The organism is Microbacterium sp. 01T413_2, assembly GCF_056398985.1.
In genome coordinates this window covers 53644-71405 of sequence record NZ_JBFTQL010000020.1, presented here as the reverse complement: position 1 = coordinate 71405, position 17762 = coordinate 53644, and the positions used below count along the sequence as shown (strand labels likewise).

At 71.1% G+C, this 17762-nt stretch carries 17 protein-coding genes; 9 read left to right on the top strand and 8 right to left on the bottom strand.

Annotated features, from left to right (window positions below; translation table 11 throughout):
• A partial coding sequence (locus tag AC1DMN_RS11995) for a P-loop NTPase (RefSeq protein ID WP_477384290.1) occupies window positions 1-1048 on the bottom strand: 1048 nt, incomplete at its 3' end.
• Window positions 1045-1662: an SAF domain-containing protein gene (locus AC1DMN_RS11990; RefSeq protein WP_477230751.1), complete on the bottom strand. Its 618-nt coding sequence runs from the start codon at window positions 1660-1662 to the stop codon at window positions 1045-1047. The genes AC1DMN_RS11995 and AC1DMN_RS11990, both read right to left, overlap by 4 nt.
• 97 nt (window positions 1663-1759) lie before the next feature.
• On the opposite strand from AC1DMN_RS11990, the gene AC1DMN_RS11985 reads away from it, so the two are divergent.
• The gene (locus AC1DMN_RS11985; RefSeq protein WP_440732289.1) at window positions 1760-2038 is read left to right on the top strand and encodes a helix-turn-helix domain-containing protein; all 279 of its coding nucleotides are present in this window, start codon (window positions 1760-1762) and stop codon (window positions 2036-2038) included.
• Window positions 2039-2095: 57 nt separating this feature from the next.
• On the opposite strand, the gene AC1DMN_RS11980 is transcribed toward AC1DMN_RS11985, so the two are convergent.
• Window positions 2096-2692, bottom strand: coding sequence for a hypothetical protein (locus tag AC1DMN_RS11980; RefSeq protein ID WP_440732288.1), 597 nt, complete (start codon window positions 2690-2692; stop codon window positions 2096-2098).
• Between the two features lie 136 nt (window positions 2693-2828).
• Between AC1DMN_RS11980 and AC1DMN_RS11975 the strand changes: the two genes are divergently transcribed.
• Window positions 2829-3212 carry an Rv3235 family protein gene (locus tag AC1DMN_RS11975; RefSeq protein WP_374107815.1) on the top strand — a complete coding sequence of 128 codons (384 nt, stop codon included), beginning with the start codon at window positions 2829-2831 and terminating at the stop codon, window positions 3210-3212.
• Between the two features lie 62 nt (window positions 3213-3274).
• Entirely contained in the window at window positions 3275-4765 is a 1491-nt protein-coding gene (locus AC1DMN_RS11970; RefSeq protein ID WP_477230750.1) for a sensor histidine kinase, read from the top strand.
• A gap of 49 nt (window positions 4766-4814) precedes the next feature.
• On the opposite strand, the gene AC1DMN_RS11965 is transcribed toward AC1DMN_RS11970, so the two are convergent.
• The gene (locus AC1DMN_RS11965) at window positions 4815-5063 is read right to left on the bottom strand and encodes a WhiB family transcriptional regulator (RefSeq protein ID WP_045249333.1); all 249 of its coding nucleotides are present in this window, start codon (window positions 5061-5063) and stop codon (window positions 4815-4817) included.
• 250 nt (window positions 5064-5313) lie between these two features.
• On the opposite strand from AC1DMN_RS11965, the gene AC1DMN_RS11960 reads away from it, so the two are divergent.
• On the top strand, window positions 5314-5724 hold the full coding sequence (locus tag AC1DMN_RS11960; RefSeq protein ID WP_477230749.1) for a hypothetical protein: 411 nt from the start codon (window positions 5314-5316) through the stop codon (window positions 5722-5724).
• A 4-nt stretch (window positions 5725-5728) separates the two neighbouring features.
• Here AC1DMN_RS11960 and bcp read toward each other — a convergent pair whose 3' ends face one another.
• Genes bcp through aroA form a run of 3 tightly spaced genes read right to left on the bottom strand, consistent with a single transcriptional unit; the run spans window position 5729 to window position 8644 of the window.
• Window positions 5729-6205: a thioredoxin-dependent thiol peroxidase gene (gene bcp / locus AC1DMN_RS11955; protein ID WP_477230748.1), complete on the bottom strand. Its 477-nt coding sequence runs from the start codon at window positions 6203-6205 to the stop codon at window positions 5729-5731.
• 37 nt (window positions 6206-6242) lie between these two features.
• Window positions 6243-7310, bottom strand: a complete 1068-nt coding sequence (gene rsgA, locus AC1DMN_RS11950) for a ribosome small subunit-dependent GTPase A (protein WP_441976728.1) — start codon at window positions 7308-7310, stop codon at window positions 6243-6245.
• On the bottom strand, window positions 7307-8644 hold the full coding sequence (gene aroA / locus AC1DMN_RS11945; protein ID WP_477384288.1) for a 3-phosphoshikimate 1-carboxyvinyltransferase: 1338 nt from the start codon (window positions 8642-8644) through the stop codon (window positions 7307-7309). The genes rsgA and aroA overlap by 4 nt, the downstream gene beginning before the upstream one ends.
• Window positions 8645-8706: 62 nt before the next feature.
• Between aroA and AC1DMN_RS11940 the strand changes: the two genes are divergently transcribed.
• The 4 genes from AC1DMN_RS11940 to AC1DMN_RS11925 are packed head-to-tail and all read left to right on the top strand — an operon-like array spanning window position 8707 to window position 12359.
• Window positions 8707-9381: a sigma-70 family RNA polymerase sigma factor gene (locus AC1DMN_RS11940; protein WP_440732282.1), complete on the top strand. Its 675-nt coding sequence runs from the start codon at window positions 8707-8709 to the stop codon at window positions 9379-9381.
• The gene (rsrA, locus tag AC1DMN_RS11935) at window positions 9378-9623 is read left to right on the top strand and encodes a mycothiol system anti-sigma-R factor (RefSeq protein ID WP_477230746.1); all 246 of its coding nucleotides are present in this window, start codon (window positions 9378-9380) and stop codon (window positions 9621-9623) included. The genes AC1DMN_RS11940 and rsrA overlap by 4 nt, the downstream gene beginning before the upstream one ends.
• A gap of 58 nt (window positions 9624-9681) precedes the next feature.
• On the top strand, window positions 9682-10989 hold the full coding sequence (locus AC1DMN_RS11930) for a GNAT family N-acetyltransferase (RefSeq protein WP_477384286.1): 1308 nt from the start codon (window positions 9682-9684) through the stop codon (window positions 10987-10989).
• A 29-nt stretch (window positions 10990-11018) separates the two neighbouring features.
• A complete protein-coding gene (locus AC1DMN_RS11925) occupies window positions 11019-12359 on the top strand; it encodes an APC family permease (protein ID WP_477384284.1) in 1341 nt (446 codons plus the stop codon).
• 8 nt (window positions 12360-12367) lie between these two features.
• Here the strand turns inward: AC1DMN_RS11925 and AC1DMN_RS11920 are convergent, their stop codons facing one another.
• The gene (locus tag AC1DMN_RS11920; protein ID WP_440732279.1) at window positions 12368-16066 is read right to left on the bottom strand and encodes a multifunctional oxoglutarate decarboxylase/oxoglutarate dehydrogenase thiamine pyrophosphate-binding subunit/dihydrolipoyllysine-residue succinyltransferase subunit; all 3699 of its coding nucleotides are present in this window, start codon (window positions 16064-16066) and stop codon (window positions 12368-12370) included.
• 228 nt (window positions 16067-16294) lie between these two features.
• Here AC1DMN_RS11920 and guaB1 point away from each other — a divergent pair, with 228 nt between their 5' ends.
• Window positions 16295-17758: a GMP reductase gene (guaB1, locus tag AC1DMN_RS11915; RefSeq protein WP_477230743.1), complete on the top strand. Its 1464-nt coding sequence runs from the start codon at window positions 16295-16297 to the stop codon at window positions 17756-17758.
• Window positions 17759-17762: the final 4 nt, after the last annotated feature.

Here is a 17762-nt window from a genome sequence, read left to right as displayed (position 1 = left end):
GGTCCAGGGCACGCCGGATCTGTCCGCGCGCGTCGATGCCGAGAGGCCCGGGTCGCACCTTGTTCACGGCGACGGTGACGGGCACGTCCCCGATCTCGGCGCACRGCTCCGCATAGCCCCGCACGAACCGCGCGATCCCGAGCGGATCGGCGGCGGCCACCGCCACGATGCGGTCGGCGCTGCGCAGCGCGGTGAGCGTCGCGGCATTGCGGCGCGGTCCGTCCAGGTCGCTGATGATCTCCTCGTCAGCCTCGAGCGAGGCCGCGACGTCGACCAGGGTCACCGCGCTCCAGGTGCGGCACGCATCGAGCGCGGCCTGCAGGCGGGTCGCGGACAGCTCGGGCCAGCGCGTGGGACGGTTGATCCCGACCAGTACGTCGACGGTGCCGCCGGACGATTCCACGGGGCTGGACAGACGGCTCAGCTCGGCGCCGTCGAGCAGCCCGAGTTCGGCGCGGCGGCAGGCCGCGGCGATACCGGGGCCGTCGTCGGTGAGGCCCAGCATGAGGGCGAGCGCCGGCGCGTGCGTGTCGGCGTCGACGAGGGCGACCCCGCGGTCCGGGGCGGCGAGGAGGGCCGCGAGCTGCACGGCCAGGGTGCTGCGCCCCGGAGCGCCGTGCGGGCCCCACACGGCGATCAGCCGATTCGGCGCGGCCGCCGTGTCGAGCTCCTCCGCACCGATCTCGTCCCGGCCGGCGCCCGCGTCGTCGGCCTGCAATGCGTCGGCGACGTCCCATCCGCTCGAAGACGCGGGCAGGGGCGTGCCCAGTCCGTGCCGGTGGGTGAGTCGAACGGCGGCCGGACCGTCGCCCAGGGTCAGGATCCGCACGCCGGCGCGGTCGCAGGCGCCACGCAGCGCAGCGCTCAGCCAGGCCCGCTCCGCGGGGATCAGCAGCGCTTCGGCATCACGGAGCTCCTCGGCGTGTGCGACCAGCCTGGCCGCCTGCTCCGGTGTCATCCGCGCGATCACCGTGATGCCCGCGAGCCCCAGCTCCTCGGCGAGCGTCTCGGCGCGCTCCGGCGGCAGGGCCAGGACGATGCCGGTCATGACCGTGCGCCGATCGGCACCACCGACAGCGAGGATCCGTCGGTCAGCGCCGTGAGCACCTCTCCGACCTTCGCCCGGCTCACGACGAGCTCGAGCGTGGTGGCCTTGGCGGACAGCGGGCCGTCATCGCGGTCGACGGAGGCCACGGTGGCCTCGGACAGCAGCACTCGCGGCTCACCGAAACCCTTGCTGTCTTCGAGAGGCTCGGCCGCCCACAACTCGACCACGGAGCCCTTGATGATCGAGGCGGGAACCGGCACCGTGCTGCGGACCACGACCGAGGTGGTGCGCCCCTGGTCGGCGTCGGCCGCGGCCGTCGAGGGCACCAGCTCGCCCTCCGCGATCGTGCGCGTCGCGATCAGGCCGGGCTCGAGGGTGCCAGGGGTGAGGTAGCCGAATCCCACCGTGCCGAGTACGACGTCGACGACGCGCACGTCGGCGGAGGTGAGCGGCTCGCCTGGCACGATCGTGCGCACGGCCTGCAGTGCGGGACTGGTCTGCTTCGCTGCGCCCACGATCAGCCAGACTCCGGCGACGGAGACGACGATCAAGGCGAGGCCGATGAAGAAGCGCAGATCGGTCCAGGGCCGGCGGGCGGCTCGTGCGGTGCTCATGTGCTCATGGTCACAGAATCCGGATCCGTGCCGGGAAAGTTATCCACAGCGCTCCGCCGGTCGCCGCGCACGCCCTGACGCGGAGCACAATGGGTGCATGCCCGACGCATCCACGCCTGCAGTGCGCTATCTCGCCCCGGCCCAGGTGGCCGAGCTCCTCGGCGTGCACGTCGATGAGGTCGTCGAGCTCATCATGCAGGGCAGGCTGCGCGGCGCGCGGCTCGGTGCTCCGGCCGCCTGGCGGGTGGAGGAGGGCTCGATCACCGAGTACCTGGCGGAGCAGGCGGAGGACGCGCGGCGCAGGGCGCTGTGGCGGCAGGCGAACGCGGCGAGCTTCCCCGAGCTGTGGGGCCCTCCGGTCCGCCTCGGGGAGTGAACCGGCCCTCGTCCGGGTCCTGATCCCGCCTCGCCGGCGGCGGTTGCGAGCCTGCCGTCAACCGAGGCCGGGCGCGGGCGCATCCGTGCCGATGGAGAGCACCGACGCGAACGGAACGATGCGGAATCCCGTGACCGCCCTCGCGCGTCGCGGAGAGCCGGCATCATGCAGCGCGAGATCCAGATGATCGGACCCGGCCCGGTCGATCGTGCCCGCCAGCACCGTGCCGGAGCGGGTGCGCAGGGTCACCCCGCTGCGGCGCCGGGCGAGGTCCCGGACCACGAAGCCGAACGTCATCCGCTCGCGCAGCGGCGAGAGCGGCTCGGCGGTGGCGCCGCTGCTCAGCAGCGCGCCGTGATCGAGCGCCCACAGCTCCACGGCGTGCGCGGGCAGCAGCACGAGACCGGGCGCGTCCTGCGGTTGCACAGCCGCCCAGTCGGCGCCGACCGCGCGCAGTCGGCCGCGCACCCGGGTCGAATCGGTGAGCACGGCGGCGACAGCACCGCCCTCGTCGACGAGTACGCCCAGGCGCGTGCGCAGGTCGAGCCGCGCGATGCGCAGCCGCTCGGTCTCGGCGTCCAGGGCGGCGCGCTCCGCCTCCCAGCCCGAGGCGATCTGATCCTCGAGGTCTTCGAACAGCCGATCCCATTCCATGCCGTCGAGGCTACGGGAAGCGGCGGAGGCGATATACGGGTTATCCACATTCCTCGGCGAAGACGGCCCACGGCGCCTGCGAATGTGCTCGAATGCCAGTCACGCCATCCGAATCTCGAGGGGGAGAACACCGATGATGACGCTCGAGGATTTCGCACCGCAGCCCACGCCGACCGCAGAACTGCCGGATCCGGCTCCGCTGCTGCAGAGCCTCACGCGCGGCGTCCTCGAGGTGCTGGCCGGGGTGCGCGAAGCGGATCAGCTCGCGCGCTGGCTCAGCGAGGATGCCTTCCTCGTGCTCACGGCCCGCGCGAACCTGTCTGCGCGAGCCCGCAGCGCGCGCGGTGTCGCACCGGCCAGGCCCGTCTTCCGGGTCCTCTCCACCCACGTGTCATCGCCGGCGGACGGCATCGTCGAGGCCACCCTGATCGTGCAGACCCCCGGCCGGACCAGGGCTGTGGCGGTGCGTATGGAGGGGTTGGACCGGCGTTGGAGAGCCACCTCGCTCGCCGTGCTCTGAGCCCGGCTCCGCCGCCCTCCGCCCCGCGCGTGCGGGCCGGGGATACGCCCTAGGCTGTCAGGGTGTCGACACTCAGTGATCTCGCCCAGGCCCAGGGCTGCCTCGCCGACGAGGACATYGAATGGCTGCATCGCCTGGCCGGCGACGGGCAGTTGCTGGCGGATCTGGCTTCCGCGGACATCGTGATCTGGATCGCGACGGCCGACGGATCCTTCATCGCGGTCGCGCACACCCGGCCGAGCGGCGCGGCGACSCTGTTCTACCGCGACATCGTGGGGGAGCGGGTGCGACCGCAGTGGCGCACCCAGGTGCAGGGCGCGTTCGACACGGCCGGGATCGTCGACTCGGCGAACCCTGACTGGTTCGAGGAGACGCCGACCAGGGTCAGGGCGGTGCCGATCGTGCGCGCCCGCAAGAACGGCGACGATGGCGGACACCGGCAGCCGATCGGCGTGCTCACCCGGCACACGAACCTCGGTGAGGCGCGCACGCCCTCCCGGCAGCAGATCACGTTCAACGAGGCCGCGGACGACCTGTTCGGCATGATCGCCGGCGGGGAGTTCCCCGACCCTTCCGCGCCCACGTCGCCACGCCGCGGCGCTCCGCGCGCCTCGGACGGTCTCATCCGCATCGATGTCGACGGCGTCGTCACGTTCGCCAGCCCGAACGCCCTGAGCGCGTTCAACCGGATGGGCTTCGACGAGGAGCTCGAGGGGGAGTCGCTGGTCGAGGTCACGACGCGGATCGTGCCCCCTTCGCGGCAGGTCGATGAGTCGCTGCCGGTCGTGGTCACCGGGCGCGCTCCGTGGCGCACGGACGTGGAAGCGCGCGGCGTCACCGTCTCCCTGCGAGCCATCCCGCTCAAGGACCACGGCACCCGGATCGGCGCCATCGTGCTGTGCCGCGACGTGTCGGAGCTGCGTCACCAGGAGCAGGAGCTCATCACCAAGGACGCGACGATCCGCGAGATCCACCACCGGGTGAAGAACAACCTGCAGACGGTCGCRTCSCTGCTGCGGATCCAGGCCCGYCGYACGCACTCCGAGGAGGCGCGCGACGCGCTGACSCAGGCGATGCGACGYGTCGAGTCGATCGCCGTGGTGCACGACACGCTCGCCGGGGGACTGGCGCAGAAAGTCGACTTCGACGAGGTGTTCGCGCGCGTGCTGAAGCTCGTGGCGGAGGTCGCCTCGGCGCCCAACACCCGGGCGCGCACCCAGTCGACGGGGCGGTTCGGCGTGCTGCCGAGCGAGTATGCGACGCCCCTCGCCCTCGCGCTCACCGAGGTCGTCACCAACGCCGTGGAGCACGGACTCGCGGGCCAGGAGGGCCTGGTCACCATCGAGGCGCAGCGCACCGACGAGAACCTGCGTGTGATCGTCAGCGACACCGGACACGGTCTGCCCGAGGGGCGGATCGGTCAGGGCCTGGGCACGCAGATCATCCGCACCCTCATCCAGGGCGAGCTCGGTGGCACGATCGTSTGGGAGGGSTCGGACGGCGAGGGCACCGTGGTCACGATCGACCTTCCGATGCGCTGGGTGAACCGCTGAGCCGGATGCGCCTGGCCCGCGCGGGCGGCGCGGCGCCGGAGAGCGCGCGTCAGCCGGCGCGGCGGGCGCGAGCGGCGCGGCGCTTGAGAGCGCGGCGCTCATCCTCGCTGAGTCCGCCCCACACGCCCGARTCCTGGCTGGACTCGAGGGCGTACTGCAGGCAKACCTCGGTGACGGTGCACCGGGCGCACACGGCCTTCGCCTTCTCGATCTGATCGACGGCCGGACCGGTGTTCCCGACGGGGAAGAACAGCTCGGGGTCGACGGTGAGACAGGCGGCCTTGTCGCGCCAATCCATGGGGGCTCCTCGGTGTGGAAATGTCATGGGCGCGCGAATCTCGCGTGCCCGGAATTCGTAGGCGGCGTTCGGGGGTCGACGCCCATCGGTGATGCGAGCGGATGCTCGCCCCACGCCGCTGTGGGAGCACATGGCTGTCATCTATTCTCTTACATGAAAGGCGAGCGATCAAGGATTTTCTGCACTCCGTGTGAACGGGAGCCGAACCGTGAGCGAACGCCGACGACCCGACACCATCCAGGAGCCCCTTATGCGCCCGTCGAGACTGACCATCGCGGCGGCGGCCGTGCTCGCCCTCGAAGCGGTGGCACTGCTCGTGGTCACCCTCGGGGAGGTGTTCGGTCTGAGCTCCGGCGCCGCCACCTCGCTGCCCTCTGCCCTGGGACTGATCGGGCTCAGCGCGGTCGGTGCGGTGGGGCTCGCCGCTCTTGCCCTGGCCGTGCTGCGCGGACGCTCGTTCGGGCGCAGCGGAGGAATGGTGGCGCAAATCCTTGCGATCGCCGTCGCCCTGAGCGCGCTCACGGCACGGCCGTTCCCGGTCGTGTTCGTGCTCGCACTGCTGATCCCGGGCGTGATCGGCGCGGTTCTGCTGTTCCTGCTGACCCGGCGCGCGGGGCTGGAAGCCCGTCGGCGTGCCGATGCCGAACAGCAGGACGACTGAAGCGTTACGCGGCGAGGCCCACGAGCTTGCGGATGCGGGCGACGTGGCCGGTGGCCTTGACGTTGTAGAGCGCGTGCGCGATCACGCCGTCCTCATCGATGACGAAGGTCGAGCGGATCACGCCCTGGATCACCTTGCCGTAGTTCTTCTTCTCGCCCCACACCCCGTACGCGCGATGCACGGCGAGGTCGGCGTCGCTGAGCAGCGGGAAGGAGAGCCCGTCGCGCTCGGCGAACTGCTTGAGCTTGGCCACGTCGTCGCGGGAGACTCCCAGCACCGTGTAGCCCGCGCCCTGCAGCGAGGCGAGGCTGTCGCGGAAGTCGCACGCCTCGGTCGTGCAGCCCGGGGTCATCGCCGCCGGGTAGAAGTACAGGATGACGTTCCGGCCGCGCAGGTCGTGCAGGGAGACGGACGCGCCGTCCTGGTCGTGCAGAGTGAAGTCGGGGGCGGGGGATCCGGGTTCGAGGCGCTGTGCGATCACCCGTCCAGGCTACCCGCACCCCGGGGAGCGGATCCGCTCAGAGCTTGTCCGCGAAGGTCGCCAGCAGCCGCTGCAGCGATTCCAGCCGTGCCAGCCCGGCCTCGCCGAGCGCTCCGTCCGCAGCGGCCTCGTTGAGCGCGCAGTCCTCCGCGTCGGCGCGGTGCGTGCAGCCGCGCGGACAGTTCTCCGCGATCACGGCGAGCTCGGTGAAGGCGGCGAGGATGTTCTGCGGATCCACGTGCCCCAGCCCGAAGGAGCGCACGCCCGGCGTGTCGATCACCCAGCCGGACCCGCCGTCGGAGCCGGGGGCGAGGGGCGGAGCAACATAGCGCAGTGACACCGTCGACGAGGACGTGTGCCTGCCGCGCCCGGTGACCTCGTTCACGTGCCCGGTGGCCCGCCCGGCTCCCGGCACGAGGGCGTTCACGAGCGTGGACTTGCCGACGCCGGAGTGTCCGACGAACACGGTGGAGTGACCGATGAGGGCTCGGCCGATCTCGTCGACCGGCATCTCGCCCTGCGCGCTGGTGAAGACCGTCAGATCCAGGCCTTCGAAGTGCGTCAGGAACTCGGCCGGATCCGCCAGATCCGTCTTGGTGACCACCAGCAGCGGACGGATCCCGGCGTCGAGGGCTGCCACCAGGTAGCGGTCGACCAGGCGCTCGCGCGGCTCGGGGTCCGCCGCAGCGACGACGATGAGCATCTGGTCGGCGTTGGCGACGATGACGCGCTCGACCTGGTCGGTGTCGTCGGCGCTGCGGCGCAGCAGAGAGGAGCGTTCGAGGATGCCGACGATCCGGCCGAGGGTGCCTTCGTCGCCGGAGACGTCGCCGACCACGCGTGCGGCGTCGCCCGTGACGATCGGCGTGCGGCGCAGCTCTCTGGCGCGCGTGGTGGTGATGGTGTGCTCGTCATCGGTGCCCTCGCCGATCAGCACGGCGTACCGCCCCCGATCCACGCCCAGGACGCGCCCGATCTCGGCATCGTTGTGCGCGGGGCGGCGCTTGGTGCGCGGACGGTTCGCCTTCGGATTCGGGCGCATCCGGATCTGGGACTCGTCGAAGTCGTCGAGCTCGTCGTCGCCGTCGTCCTCCAGCCAGCTCACGCGGGTGCGCTCCCCGGGGCGTCGACGGACAGCATGCGCTCCCACAGCTGGGTGAACTCGGGCAGAGTCTTCGCCGTGGTGCCGATCTCGTCGATCTCGACGCCGGGCACGCGCAGACCGATGAGAGCGCCCGTGGTCGCCATGCGGTGATCGTGGTGTGCCGGCCAGGTGCCTCCCCGCAATGTCGCGGGGATGATGCKGATGCCGTCCTCGAGCTCCAGGGCCTCACCGCCGAGGGCTCGCAGATTGCCGGCGAGTGCGGCGATCCGGTCGGTCTCGTGCAGGCGGATGTGGCCGATGCCGGTGATCGTGGTGGGCTCGTCCGCCAGGGCGGCGAGACCCACGAAGGTCGGTGCGAGCTCTCCCGCGGCCGATAGGTCGAACTCGCCGCCGCGGATGCGACCGGTGCCGCGCACGATGAGCACCCCGTCTGCACGGTGCACGTCAGCGCCGAGGCGCTCCAGCAGATCGGGCAGCAGCGCGCCGGGCTGCGTGGAGCGGTTCGGCCAGCCCTCGATCGAGACCTCGCCGCCGGCGACGAGCGCCGCCGCGAGGAACGGGGCGGCGTTGGACAGGTCCGGTTCGATGGCGATCTCCCGGGAGCGCGGGACGCCGCCCTCCACCATCCATTCGCCGGGGCCGGGTCGGGTGACCTTGATCCCGCGGCGCGTCAGCGTCTCCACGGTCATGTCGATGTGCGGCATGCTCGGCAGCCGCTCACCGGTGTGCACCAGATGCAGACCGACATCGAAGCGCGGCGCCGCGAGCAGCAGACCCGACACGAACTGGCTCGATGCAGAGGCGTCGATCTCCACGCGGCCGCCGCGGATGTGCCCGCGGCCACGGATCGTGAACGGCAGAGACCAGCTGCCGTTGTCCTCGATGTCGACGCCGAGATCGCGCAGAGCGTGGATCATGGCGCCCATGGGACGGTGCAGCGCCGTCTCATGTGCAGTCAGCAGCACGTCGCCGCGAGCGAGTCCCGCGAGTGGCGCGATGAACCGCATCACCGTGCCGGCCTGGCCGCAGTCGACGGTGGTGCCGCCGGTGAGCGGGGCGGGGGTGATCCGCAGGTCGGGGCCGAACTCCCCGGTGCCGAACTGTTCCTCGACCCCGACGCCGAGGACGCGCAGTGCGTCGATCATGCGCGCGGAGTCGTCCGAATGCAGCGGGGCCGAGACGATTCCCGGGGCGTCGGCGATCGCGGCCAGCACGAGTTCGCGGTTGGTGAGCGATTTGGATCCCGGCACGCGCAGCCGCGCACTCAGGGAGTCGGCGGCGACCGGCGCGGACCAGCGTCCGCGCGGGGCAGGGGAATACAGGGAGGCGCTCATCGGTTCCTACCCTACTGAAGGCCTCCGGCAGCGGAGGGCGAGAAACAAGGAAGGCAGTGCGCATGCTCGCGACGCTCGAACCGGTGGAGGTCGACGTTCTCGGCCTAAACTGGCTGGCGATGAACGATCACGCACCGCTGGACGCGCAGCCGGACGCGGACTCCTCCGCGCGCCGGGAATTCGAGGAGCAGGCGATCCCCTTCATGGATCAGCTGTACGCCGCCGCCATGCGCATGACGCGCAACCCGTCCGACGCCGCGGACCTGGTCCAGGAGACGTTCGTGAAGGCGTTCGCCTCGTGGTCGAGCTTCACGCAGGGCACGAACCTGAAGGCATGGCTGTACCGGATCCTGACAAACACCTACATCAACATCTACCGCAAGCGCCAGCGCGAGCCCTATCAGGGCACGATCGACGAGCTGGAGGACTGGCAGCTCGGCGGCGCCGAGTCGACCACGGCGTCGCACAGCCGCTCGGCCGAAGCCGAGGCGATCGACCGGATGCCCGCGTCGATCGTCAAGGAGGCGCTGCAGGCGGTCCCGGAGGACTTCAGGCTGGCGGTGTACCTCGCCGACGTCGAGGGCTTCGCCTACCAGGAGATCGCCGACATCATGAAGACCCCCATCGGCACCGTGATGAGCCGCCTGCACCGCGGGCGTCGCATGCTGCGGGAGCTGTTGGCGGACTACGCCGCGGAGCGAGGCATCGCCACGGCCGGCACGAGGAGCACGAAATGACGGACTGCGGATGCACCAAGGCGCGGCAGGACCTGGAGGAATACCTCCGCAATGAGATGTGCAAGACGGAGCACTCGGACATCCGCGAGCATCTCGAGAACTGCCCGTCCTGCGCAGAGGAGGCCCTCGTCGCGACCACGCTGACCGAGGTCGTCTCCCGGGCGTGCAAGGAGACGGCTCCCGAGGAGCTGCGCGACCAGGTGCTCGCGCGGCTGCGCGCCGTCCAGGCGGCTGTGCACTGACCACTCGCGGTCCACTCGTCGCGCGCCCGGTGCCCACCGCCCTGGCTAGGGTGGAGGCATGGCAGCCCTCGACGCCCGTGACGTTCCCGTCGACCTGCGCTCGAAGGAGCGCCTGAGCGCTTCAGGTCTCGACTACCGCATCGTCGACATGTCGGATCCGGCGCAGCGGCGCGGATTCGCCCGGGCCGACGCGCGAGGATTCCTCGACAAGGAGCCCGACGACGAGACCATCCGCCTCATGGGCGAGATGATGTCCGAGCGGCGCAACATCGGCGTGTACGCGCCGGGCGGCGAGCTTCCGGTCGCGACCGTCGACTCCTGGGTGACTCCGATGACCGTGCCCGGCGACGCCGGTGCGCACATCGACATGTGGGCGATCAGCGCCGTCACCGTCGCGGCGACGCACCGCCGTCGGGGGATCGCGCGCAACCTGCTGGAGGGCGAGCTGCGCGCTGCGGCCGCGGCCGGAGTGCCGATCGCAGGGCTCACCGCGACGGAGGCGACGATCTACGGACGCTACGGCTTCGGTCCGGCGATCCCCGTCTCCCATCTGCAGGTCGATGCCCGACGTGCCGGCGGCATCTCATGGCCTGCCGTGGGGGACGCGACCACGGTGGAGTACCTCGAGCCGGAAGCGCTGCGGACGGCGCTCGGCGAGGTGCACGAGCGGACTCGCCTGGACCGGTCCGGCGACATCCCCGGATGGTCGCTGCGCTGGCGTCRCATGGCGGGCCTGGTGCCGGGCGACGAGCGCTCCCGCGCCGTGCGGGGCGTCAGGGCGGCAGATGCCGACGGCGTCACACGAGGTGTGCTCGCCTACACGCTCGACGAGCTCGCCGAGGAGTTCGGCGCCGACCTCGCGATCCGTCACCTCGACGCGGAGACGCCGGAAGCGCTGCGCGCGCTCTGGGCGTTCGCCGTCAACCACGATCTGATCCGCACCGTGCGCGCGGACCTGCGGCCCGTCGACGATCCGCTGCCGTGGCTCGTCGCGAACCAGCGCGCCGTTCAGGTCACCGTGCACGACCACGGCTGGCTGCGGATCCTGGATGTCCCCGCCGTGCTCGCCGCGCGCACGTACCGTGCGCCCCTGGATCTCGTCCTGAGGGTGTCCGATCCGCTCGGCCTCGCCGAAGGAACCTGGCGTCTGCGGGTCGGTCAGGACGGGAGGGGCATCGTCGACGCCACGGCGGACGCCCCCGACGTCGAGCTCGGCGTGGACATGCTGTCATCGCTGTACCTCGGTGGCGTGAGCGCGACGACGCTGCGCGCCGCCGGCCGGATCTCGGCCGCGGCGGAGACCGCGGTCGCGATCCAGGACGCCTTCGGCACCGCCGCGGCGCCCGCGCTGAGCATCTGGTACTGAATGTCCGACCCCCTCGTTACCGTGAGGGGATGACCGCACTCCGTCCCGCAGAGGGCGCCGACGGCGCAGACCTCGGCATCGTCGCGCCGCCCGGGCTCGGGCTGGCCCAGGGTATCGCGCTGTACCTCGCCTCGGTGCTCGGCACCGGCCTGCTGGTGCTCCCCGGGCTCGCGGCGAAGACGGCGGGCCCCGCCAGCCTCATCGCGGTCGGGGTGATCACGCTCCTGGCGGTGCCGCTCGCGGGCGCGTTCGCGGCGCTCGCCGCGCGTCACCCGGATCCGGGCGGCGTGGCCAGCTACGCGCGTCGGGCTCTCGGCCCCACCGCGGCGCGGGCCACCGGGTACTGGTTCCTGTTCGGCGTCGCGGCGGGAGGGCCCGTCGTGTCGGTGCTCGGCGCCCGCTACATCGCGACCGCGGTCGGGATCGACAGCGCGGGTGTGCCCTGGCTCGCTCTCGGGTTCCTCGTGGTGCCGTTCGTCGCCAACCTGTTCGGGGTGCGGCTGACCGGCTGGCTGCAGCTGGTGATGACCGGCCTGCTGCTCGCGATCGTCGTCGTGGTGGTCGCGGTGGCGGCGCCCGCCGYGCGCCCGGAGAGCTTCACGCCGTTCCTGCCGCATGGATGGGGCGGCGTGGGTACGGCGATCGTGATGTTCGTGTGGGCCTTCGCCGGCTGGGAGGTGGGCACCCACATCTCCGGCGAGTTCGCCCGGCCGCGGCGCACCATCCCGCTGGCCACGGCGATCACGCTCGTGCTCGCGGGCGGCTGCTATCTCGCGCTGCAGGTCGTGACCGTCGGCGCCCTGGGGGAGCGGGCGGGGCGCGGCGATGTCGTCCTGCTCGATCTCGCCGAGGCGGGTGGCGTGCGCGCGGCACCCACGCTCATCGGCGTGGTCTCGGCGGTGGTCGCGCTCGGCGTGCTCAACGTCTACCTCGCCGCGTTCGGCAAGCTCGGAGCATCGCTAGCCGGCAACGGCGACCTGCCGCGCTGGTTCGCGAAGGGCGCGGAGTCGGGCGAGGTGCCGCGCCGCGCGCTGCTGCTGTCGATGGCGCTCGTGCTGGCCTACTTCGCGGTGTCGTGGGCGACCGGGTTCGCGCTGGCGCCGTTCATCCTCATCCACACCGCGAGCATGGTGGCCGTCTACACGATCGGCATGATCGCGGCGATCCGGATCCTGCCGCGGCGCACACCCGGCTGGTGGATGGCGGTGATCGCCTCGGTCTGCACGATCGGACTGCTGCTGCTCGCGGGGGTCGCGCTCGTCGTACCCGCCGCGGTCGCTGTCATCGCGCTCGCCGTGACCGCCGTCCGGAACGTCCTCGAACGACGACGCGGTGCCCCGGAGAACCGGGACACCGCGTCGATCCGCTGAGGAGTGACTCAGAGGGTTAGCGCCCGCGAGAGCAGGTCGGCCTGCTCCGCGGCGTGCACCTTCGAGGATCCCGTCGACGGCGCGGCCGATGCGGGCCGGGTGATCGGGCGCACGACACGCGGACCGGGCACGGTCTGGAAGTGCAGCGCGAGGAACGGCCAGGCGCCCTGGTTCTCCGGCTCCTCCTGCAGCCAGACGATCTCGGCGTTGGGGTAGGTGTCGGCGACGGCCTTGAGCGCGCGCAGCGGCACGGGGTAGAGCTGTTCGACGCGCACCAGAGCGATCTCCGGGTTCGGGTTCTTCTCGAGCTCGGCGACCAGGTCCCAGTGCACCTTGCCGGAGTGGAAGATCACGCGCTTGACGGCCGTGCGGTCGAGCTGCCGGGTGTCATCGATCACGGCCTCGAACTTGCCGCGGGTGAAGTCCTCGACCGGGCTGGTCGCGCCGCGCAGTCGCAGCATCGCCTTCGGCGTGAACACGATGAGCGGCCGGCGCGGCTTCGCGTAGGCCTGACGGCGCAGCAGATGGAAGTAGCTCGCCGGCGTGGACGGGCGCGCCACGGTCATGTTGTCCTGCGCGCACAGCTGCAGGAACCGCTCGATGCGCCCGGAGGAGTGATCCGGCCCCTGCCCCTCGTAGCCGTGCGGCAGCAGCAGCACGACGCTCGACTGCTGGCCCCACTTCTGCTCGGCGGCGGAGATGTACTCGTCGATGACCGACTGCGCGCCGTTCACGAAGTCGCCGAACTGCGCCTCCCACAGCACCAGCGCCTCGGGGCGTTCCACCGAATAGCCGTACTCGAAGCCGAGCGCGGCGTATTCGCTGAGCAGCGAGTCGTAGACGAAGAACCGGGCCTGGTTATCGGACAGGTTCGCCAGCGGCAGCCACTCCTGGCCGTTCTCCCGGTCGTGCAGGACGGCGTGACGCGACACGAACGTGCCGCGGCGCGAGTCCTGGCCGGCCAGACGGACGGGTGTGCCCTCGACGAGCAGCGAACCGAAGGCGAGCAGCTCGCCGAAGCCCCAGTCGATCGCGCCGTTGCGGCTCATGTCGACGCGCTTGTCCATCGCCTGCTGCAGCTTCGGGTGCACGGTGAAGCCCTCGGGCTTGTTCGCGTGCGCGTCGCCGATCAGGTGCACGACCTCGAGCGGAACGCCGGTGACCTCGGGGGTGCCGATCTGCTCGTCGACGGGCGGGAGGTCGGGGGCGATCGGCGTGGCACCGGTCTCCGCCGCGTGCGTCTCCGCGAAGGCGATCTCCAGGCGGTTCTGGAAGTCGGCCTTGGCCTGGTCGTACTCCTCCTGGGTGATGTCGCCACGACCGACGAGAGCGTCGGTGTAGAGGCTGCGCACCGAGCGCTTCGCCTGGATCAGGTCGGTCATCAGCGGCTGCGTCATCGACGGGTCGTCACCCTCGTTGTGGCCGCGGCGGCGATAGCACACCAGGTCGATCACGATGTCGCGGTGGAACCGCTCGCGGTACTCGAACGCGAGCTGCGCGACGTGCACGACGGCTTCGGGGTCGTCGCCGTTCACGTGCAGGACCGGCGCCTGGATGGTCTTCGCGACGTCGGTCGCATACACCGAGGTGCGTGAGTCGTTGGGCAGCGTGGTGAAGCCGACCTGGTTGTTCACGACCACGTGCACGGTGCCACCGGTGCGGTAGCCGCGCAGCTGCGACATCTGCAGGGTCTCCACGACGACGCCCTGGCCCGCGAAGGCGGCGTCGCCGTGCACCAGGATCGGCAGCCAGGTGAACGTGCCGATCGGCTTGCGGTCCTGCTTGGCACGCGCGATGCCCTCGAGCACGCCGTCCACGGTCTCCAGGTGCGAGGGGTTCGCGGCGAGGAGGATCGGCAGCTCGGCGCCGTCGTCGGCGACGAAGGTGCCCTCCTTGCCGAGGTGGTACTTGACGTCGCCGGATCCGCGCTGGTTGCCCGGAAGGGTGGATCCCTCGAACTCGCGGAACACCTGCCCGTAGGTCTTGCCGGCGATGTTCGCGAGCACATTCAGGCGGCCGCGGTGCGCCATGCCGATCGCGGCACCGTCGAGTCCCGCACCGGCGGCGCCCTGCAGGATCTCATCCAGCAGCGGCACGAGCGATTCCGCGCCTTCGAGCGAGAAGCGCTTCTGGCCCACGTACTTGGTCTGCAGGAAGGTCTCGAAGGCCTCGGCCTCGTTGAGCTTGCTGAGCACGCGCAGCTGCTCGTCGTGGCCGGGCTTGACGTACTTGACCTCGACCTTGTCCTGGAACCAGCGGCGCTGCTCCGGATCCTGGATGTGCATGTACTCGATGCCGATCGTGCGGCAGTAGGAGTCGCGGAGCACACCGAGGATCTCGCGCAGCTTCAGCTGACGGTGACCACCGAAGCCGTTCGTGACGAACTCGCGGTCCAGATCCCAGAACGTCAGTCCGTGGGTCTCGATCTCGAGGTCGGGGTGTGTGCGCTGCACGTACTCGAGCGGGTCGATGTCGGCCATGAGGTGGCCGCGCACGCGGTAGGAGTTGATCAACTCCTGCACGCGGGCGGTCTTGTCGATGCGCTCGGCGAGGTCGACCGCGATGTCCTTGTTCCAGTGGATCGGGGCGTACGGGATCCGGAGGGCACGGAAGATGCCCTCGTAGAAGCCGCGCTCGCCGATCAGCAGCTCGTGCACCTTCTTCAGGAACTCGCCCGAGCCCGCGCCCTGGATGACCCGGTGGTCATAGGTCGAGGTGAGCGTGATCGTCTTGCCGATGCCGAGCACGTCCAGCGTCTTCTGGCTGGAGCCCTGGAACTCGGCCGGGTACTCGAGGGCGCCGGCGCCGATGATGCAGCCCTGGCCCTTCATCAGGCGCGGCACGGAGTGCACGGTGCCGATGCCGCCCGGGTTCGTCAGGGACAGCGTGGTGCCCTGGAAGTCCGCGGCGGTGAGCTTGTTCCCGCGCGCGCGGCCGATGAGGTCCTCGTACGCGGAGAGGTACTCGCTGAACGTGAGCGACTCGGCACGCTTGATGCTCGGCACGAGCAGGGCGCGGGTGCCGTCGGGCTTGGGGATGTCGATGGCGATGCCGAGGTTCACGTGCGCGGGGGCGACGACGCTGGGCTTGCCGTCGACCTCGGCGTAGAACACATTCTGGCTCGGGAACTCCTTCAGCGCCTGGATCAGCGCCCAGCCGATGAGGTGCGTGAAGGAGACCTTGCCGCCGCGGGTGCGGGACATGTGGTTGTTGATGACGATGCGGTTGTCGATCATCAGCTTCGCCGGGACGGTGCGCACGCTCGTCGCGGTGGGGACGGTGAGCGACTCGTCCATGTTCGCGGCGAGGGTCTTCGGCATGCCGCGCAGCGGCGTGACGACGTCCTCGTGCTGCTCGGCGCCGGGTTCCGCGGTGGCGCGATCCTGCGCCTGGGCGGGGATCGGGGCCTGGCGGGCCGGCTTCGTCGTGGTGCGTGCCACGGGCTGCTGGCCGATCACCGGGACCGGAGCGGTCACGGGGTGCGTGTCCGGGGCGGTGGCGGGAGCGGCCGGCGGCGCGGCAGCAGCGGGGGCGGCCGGAGCCGTCGCAGGCTCGGAGGGGCGATAGTTCTCGAGGACCGGCCACCACTCCTTGTCGACGGAGTTGCGGTCGACCTTGAACTGTTCGTACAGCTCGTCGACGAGCCAGGAATTGGCCCCGAACTCTCCATCTCCAGAAGTCCCGACGCCGGTCACCTGGCTCGACACGCTCGATCGCCCTCTTTCATCGCTGAATCTGGTGGGATCCGTCCCCGGTGGTCTCCGGGTATGGCCACTCATCCGGGTGTCAAGCCTAACGTGTCACAGCCCCGGTGCGGGCCTGGATCGCAGGGCGCGGCGAGACCTTCCGCACGCGGGTCGCCCGGGGTCACGACGCCGAGTCCGGAAGGACGCGGCGCCGAGGCGTTCCGGGCGGGGGAGGCATACCCTGTGTGCATGCAGTTCTCCGGCGAAGGACCCATGGTCGACCTCACCTACTCCGACGTGTTCCTGGTGCCGCGTCACTCGGACGTGACCAGCAGGCTCCAGGTCGATCTTGCGCCGCAGGACGGCACCCCGGCGACCATCCCGCTGGTGTCCTCGAACATGAACTCGGTGACCGGCCCGCGGCTCGCCGCGACCCTCGCCCGCCGCGGCGGGATCGGCGTGCTGCCGCAGGACATGCCGCTGCAGGAGCTGGACGAGGCGATCCGCTGGGTCAAGCGCCAGCCGGTGTCCTGGGACACCCCGCTCGTGCTCTCGCCGCGAGCGACCGTGGAGGACGCGCTCCGGCTGCTGCCGGCCACCGACGGTCACGGCATCGTGGTCGCGGACGCGCCGCGCGGCCCGGACGGCCTCCACGTCGACGCGATCCACGGAATACTGCCCGCCGTCCGCCTCGCGTCCGCGTTGCGGGACGCTCAGCTCGGCGACCTGGTCCGCGCCGACTCCCCGTCGCTCGACGCCGAGGACGTCGCCGACCCGCGTGCGGCGTTCGACGCGATCACCGCCGTCGAGGCCGAGATGGTGTGCGTGCTGCAGCACGGTCACCTGGTGGGCACGCAGACCGCGCGCGGAGCGCTGCGCTCCACGCTGTACCGGCCCGCGGTCGACGCCGCAGGGCGTCTGGCCGTGGCCGCCGCGGTCGGGATCAACGGCGACGTCGCAGCCAAGGCCACCGCCCTGGCGGCGGCCGGGGTGGACGTGCTGGTGGTCGACACCGCGCACGGTCATCAGGAGGGGATGCTGCGGGCTCTGCGCACGGTCGCGGCACTCGAGCTCGGCATTCCGATCGTGGCCGGCAACATCGTCACGGCCGATGGCGTGCGGGACCTCGTCGACGCCGGCGCATCGATCCTGAAGGTCGGGGTCGGACCCGGCGCGATGTGCACCACCCGCATGATGACGGCGGTGGGGCGCCCGCAGTTCTCCGCCGTGCTGGAGACGGCGCAGGCCGCCGCCGAGCTCGGCGCGCACGTGTGGGCGGACGGGGGAGTGCGCTACCCGCGCGACGTCGCCCTCGCCCTCGCCGCGGGGGCCGCATCGGTGATGGTCGGCTCCTGGTTCGCCGGCACGATCGAGGCTCCGGGTGAGCTGCAGAGCGACGCGGAGGGGCGCATCTATAAGGAGTCGTGGGGCATGGCCTCGACCAAGGCGGTGCAGGCGCGCTTCGGCCGTCTCGGCGCGTACGAGCGTGCCCGCAAGGAGCTGTTCGCCGAAGGCATCTCGTCTTCCAGGATCTACCTGGATCCGCTCCGTCCCGGTGTCGAGGATCTGCTCGACATGATCACCTCGGGTGTGCGCTCCTCGTTCACCTACGCAGGCGCATCCTCCGTGCCGGAGTTCCACGAGCGGGCGCTTGTCGGGCTGCAATCCGCGGCAGGCTACGAAGAGGGCAAGGCGCTGCCGGTCAGCTGGTGATCAC